The organism is Angustibacter aerolatus, from assembly GCF_054776675.1.
Map to the genome: position 1 here is coordinate 1 of NZ_BAAHBM010000191.1, position 1,286 is coordinate 1,286.

Consider the following 1,286-nt stretch of genomic DNA (forward strand, 5'->3'; position numbering starts at 1 on the left):
CAGGACGCCGACGAGCAGCCAGGCCGGCAGCGCCTGCCAGGCCGCCGGACCCACGCCGTCGCCGTGCGCCACCAGACCGGCGACGAGCACCGGCAGCGCGTAGCCGGCGGCGAACCCGGCCAGCGGCGTGAGCAGCGAGGCGACACCGCCGGCGTCGTCGGCGGCCGTGCCCATCCGGCGTCCGGCCAGCCAGCACAGGCCGAGCGGCACCAGCGACAGGCCGAGCGGCACCACCGACACCCGGCCGCCGGGCACGTCGACGGCCACGTGGTGCAGCAGCAGCCAGCCCTGGGTCGCCAGCCGGGTGGCCTGCCCCCAGGTGGCGGTGGTCTGCGCGGAGGCGGCCCACACCAGCAGCACCGGCAGCGCGATCGCCAGCCAGGAGATCGCCGCCGTCCAGAGGCCGGTGAGCAGGGCCATCACGATGCCGGTGGCCTCGCCGGCCCTGGCCCGGGCGCGCTCGACACCGCTGGCGTGGTCGTGGGTGCGGGTGCGATCGAGCAGGCTCATGGTGGGTCCATGGTCGCCGTCCGGCGGCGTCCGGCGGCGGACCCGCGGGGGGCTCGGGGTGTCGCGTGCAACCCGGCGCCCGGGTCAGGCGTCTGATGTGGGTGTGAGCGAGCAGCCGCCCGACCCGCAGGCGTCGTTCGACGACTTCTACCGGTCGTCGAGCCGCCGGGTCGCGCGTGCCGTCTACGCGATGACCGGTGACCTGACCGAGGCGCAGGACTGCACCCAGGAGGCGTTCGCGCGGGCCTGGCAGCGGTGGTCGACCGTGCAGGAGGCGGGCGACCCCGAGGCCTGGGTGCGGACGGTGGCGCGCCGCGTCGCGGTGTCGCGGTGGCGTCGCACCCGCACCGCGGCGCGCCACCTGCTCGCCCACGGCCGCCCCGAACCGGTCGCCCCGCCGGGTGACGACCACACCGTGCTGGTCGCGGCGCTGCGCCGGCTGCCCGAGGCGCAGCGGCACGCGATCGTGCTGCACCACCTGGTCGGCCTGCCCGTCGAGGAGGTCGCTGCCGAGGTCGGTTCTCCGACCGGCACCGTGAAGGCCCGGCTCAGCCGCGGCCGGGCCGCCCTGGCCCAGGTGCTCGAGGACCTCGATCCCCGCCTGCCCTCCACGGAGGCCCACCGTGCCTGACGACACCGACCACCGGCTGGAGGACCGCTTGCGCGCCCTCACCGACGACGTCGACGGCGTGCTGCTCGCCCGCGCCGCCGACGTCCGCGCCCGCGGCGACCAGCGCACCCGCCGGGCCCGTGCCGCCCTCGCCGGGGGCAGCGCG

2 protein-coding genes are annotated in these 1,286 nt (G+C 77.8%); one reads left to right on the top strand and one right to left on the bottom strand.

Annotated elements, in window-relative coordinates; genetic code table 11:
- Window positions 1-510: cell division protein PerM (locus tag ACYVI6_RS18720; RefSeq protein WP_460447793.1), on the bottom strand; the 510-nt coding region annotated here is incomplete at its 3' end.
- A 103-nt stretch (window positions 511-613) separates the two neighbouring features.
- Here ACYVI6_RS18720 and ACYVI6_RS18725 point away from each other — a divergent pair.
- Window positions 614-1,141: an RNA polymerase sigma factor gene (locus tag ACYVI6_RS18725; RefSeq protein WP_284289871.1), complete on the top strand. Its 528-nt coding sequence runs from the start codon at window positions 614-616 to the stop codon at window positions 1,139-1,141.
- Window positions 1,142-1,286 lie beyond the last annotated feature (145 nt).